The sequence below is a fragment of the Palaeococcus sp. (in: euryarchaeotes) genome (assembly GCF_053987695.1).
Genome location: NZ_JBMXHE010000009.1, coordinates 1 through 3,323, shown reverse-complemented (window position 1 = coordinate 3,323; position 3,323 = coordinate 1). Strand labels below are relative to the sequence as shown.

Below are 3,323 nucleotides of genomic sequence, written 5' to 3'. Positions count from 1 at the left end.
CAAAATGTGGCGGAACGATGAAGAGCAAAGGGGATTATCTAAAGTGCAAAAAGTGCGGTTACAAAATGCCAAAGCGGTTGATTCCAGTTGAAGTACCAAGAAAGCTTGAGAGGAAAATCTATGAGGTGCCGCCAGATGCAAGAAGGCATCTATCAAGGCCTTTAGTGTTGCCGCTTGGGGAGGAGAAGGTTTTGAAGGTGATTTAATCCTGTGGATTTCATTTTGGCTAAATTTTTAAATTCGTTTGTCTGAAGTATATAAGGTGGAAGCATTATGGGGATAAATAAAAAGCTTGTGGAGGATTACCTGCATGACATTGCTGTTCTTGGCAGCATTGAGGGAAAACTTGATTCTTTTAAAATTGAGGAAATAAAGTCAAGACTAAGAACGGATAATGCAAAACGCTATATTGAGAGCATTGGGATTGCAAAACCTGAATTTCTTCTTTCTGAATTTCTATTCAGACCTCTTCTTGATCATCTGGGTCTCGAATGGGCACCGGAGATAAGACTCGATAAAAGGGGATGGGTTGATTACCTCATAAAAACTGGAACCACAAATCCCGTAGCTGTAGAGTTGAAAGCGATGCACAAGATGAGCGGTTCTGATAAAATAAAGCTTGTGTCCCTTGAGCAGATTTACAACCAGATGAAGGCTGAGAGGGATAATCAGATTATAAAGTACCTTAAAGCGGCAGAGGTTGATTACGTTATATTAACGAACCTTAGGGAAGTGTATTACTTTAACAGGGAGGCAGTGTATGATTTTAAGCCTTTCCACAGAGAGGACTTTGAGCAGTTTATCAAGGAGCTCGGCGAGATTGGGGACTTATGGGAGCTCGTGAGGAGAAAAGAAGACAGAACACCTCGCTATGACCTTGATGAAATGTTTTTCAATGATCTAAAAGGATGGTACAAAACATTAGAAAAAGTTAAGTGGAAGGTGGAGAATCCAAGTGAGTACGTGGTGCATCTCATCAACAAGTTCATTTTCGTTAAAACCTTGGAAGATCACAGCCTTATACTCTTCAGGTTTCTCTATGATGCATATGTCAGTGCGGAGCATAAATGGGCTCCTAAGGGCATGAAAAAAGTGCTGGAAGAATTTTTCAGCGAAATTGATGGGTGGTTTTATACCTACTACGACACGGAGCTCTTTAAGAAGTCTGTCCTTGATGTGCTGGAAGACGACGAAGGGAATATGAAAAGTTTTGGAAAGAGGATTAAGCTGATTCTTGGTGTTGAGGGATGGAGGGGAGCATTTCAGAGGGGTTTGCTCTACTACAACTTCAGAAAAATAGATGAGGACGTCTTTGGAAAAGCCTACGAGATGTTCTTAGCAGAAAGGCGGAAGCAGATGGGAATATACTACACTCCAAGCGAAATCACCAAATATATGGCTAAAAGACTGGTTGAGGAGCTTTTTGTTCCTGTAAAATATGAGCTCATAAAAGTCATTAATTCTGAAAAAGTTGATGTGGAAAAGGCATGGAGACTTGCGAAAAAGCTAACCTCCATTGCCATTATTGACCCAGCATGCGGTTCAGGATCTTTCCTGATCAAGGTTCTTAGGGAAATCTACAAAGTTTATGAAGAAATTGATGAGAAAACCGCATGGGCAGAGAAATACAGGGACGTTCTAAAAGAGCTTGCTGAACCGAAAGATATAAGGGAGCGGAAAAAGCTCGTAAAGGAGATAAGGAAGTTCCTGGGTTTTGGAGCACACAGGCGTAAGCTCATCTCTCTCATAATCCTCCGCCACATATACGGTGTTGATCTCGATGAGAGGGCAATAGATGTGGCAAAGGTGAACATCTGGAAGGAGGCAATAAAGCTTGAGCCGTATGAATTCAGGTATAAGACTCTTGGTTCAGAAGAGCACATTTTACCAGACCTTGAGATGAACCTCATCAATGGAAACTCGATAGTTTCTCTTCCCGACGATAAAATTGTTGAGCTGATGAAGGAGTTTAAGGAGGATATTAAAGTCCTGTGGGAGAAGAGAAAAGCTTACTTGAAGGATCCGCTCAACCCCGAAGTGCTTGAAGGCTTGGCGGGAATTAAAGAGAAGATAAGGAGAAAATTGATAGCAGAGATGAAAAAAGAGGGCTGGGAGTTTGAAAAGCCCCTCTTCTATCCGCTGGAGTTCTTCTTCCTATACTTTGACGAGGATGGAAATCCTTTACCTAAGGAGGAACGCGGCTTCCATGGAGTTATTGGAAACCCGCCGTGGGAAACTGTGGAACCTTTGGAAAAGGAATTTGTGGCACTTCATGAAGATTTATTTAGAGATGTATTCCCAAAAGGAGTGACGAAGTTCAGCATTTCTGGGAAGGAATTCAAAAAGAGGTTCTATAAGAAACTTGAGAAATCTCCAGATATTAAAAGGCTGTGGGAGGAGTATTACTCCAGAATTAAGAAACTTTCAGAATTTGTAAGAGATAGGTATAAGTTCAGCACTGAAGGAAAAGTTACCCTTCAGAAAGTCTTCCTTGAAAGGGCAATGGAGCTGTCCAAGAATGCTGTGAACCTGCTCGTTCCGTCCAACTTCCACACCGATGAAGGTGCAATGCTTTTAAGGAAGGAAATCTTTGAAAACCACTGCCTCAAGGAGCTGATTTCATTTGAGAACAGAGGGCATGGATGGTTTAAGGATGTTGATTCCCGCTTTAAGTTCGATATCGTCTTCTTCATGAAGGAGAAGTGCAACAAGCCGTTTAAAGCAGCTTTTTACGTTACTCAGAAGGATTACGAAGAATGGGTTGAGAAAAACGGCGGAACCTTCGAGGACTTCATCAAAGCGATAACCTTTGATTATCCCACTGAGCTTATTTCAAAAATGTCCCCTGGAGTTCTTGGTGTGGTGGAGTTCAGAAGAAAGGAGGATGTTTTACTTGCATCGAAAATTAGGGGTAATCATCCATTATGGCAGGAGGTGTATGGGCGTACTCTGATTCAAGCAGACTTCAACATGACTATTGACAATAAACTCTTCAACACCTCCCACAAAGGTCTTGTCCTATACGAGGGCAAGATGATACACCAGTACGAGCCGTTCTTTAGTGAACCGAGATACTGGGTTGAAGAAAAGAAGGGCAGGGAGAGGCTTTTGAGTAAGGAGCTGAGCAGGGTTAAGAAGTTCCTTAAAGCTGAAGGTGAAAGGCTCGGCTTAAAGGGTAAAGCCTTGAGAGAATTCATAAACGAGAACTTTGAGCTGGCAAAGAAGAATTTTGAAAGAGGAATTTTCAAGCTCGATTACGAGGAGTACAGGTTAGCTTACAGGGCTATAGCACGTTCCACTGATGAGAGAACCCTTATAAGCAC

At 42.0% G+C, this 3,323-nt stretch carries 1 protein-coding gene and 1 pseudogene; both read left to right on the top strand.

Annotated features, from left to right (window positions below):
• A pseudogene (locus ACXJGZ_RS01385) lies at positions 1 to 206 on the top strand (tRNA(Ile2) 2-agmatinylcytidine synthetase TiaS); the annotation flags it as partial.
• Between the two features lie 67 nt (positions 207 to 273).
• Positions 274 to 3,323: Eco57I restriction-modification methylase domain-containing protein (locus ACXJGZ_RS01380; RefSeq protein ID WP_456398007.1), on the top strand; the 3,050-nt coding region annotated here is incomplete at its 3' end.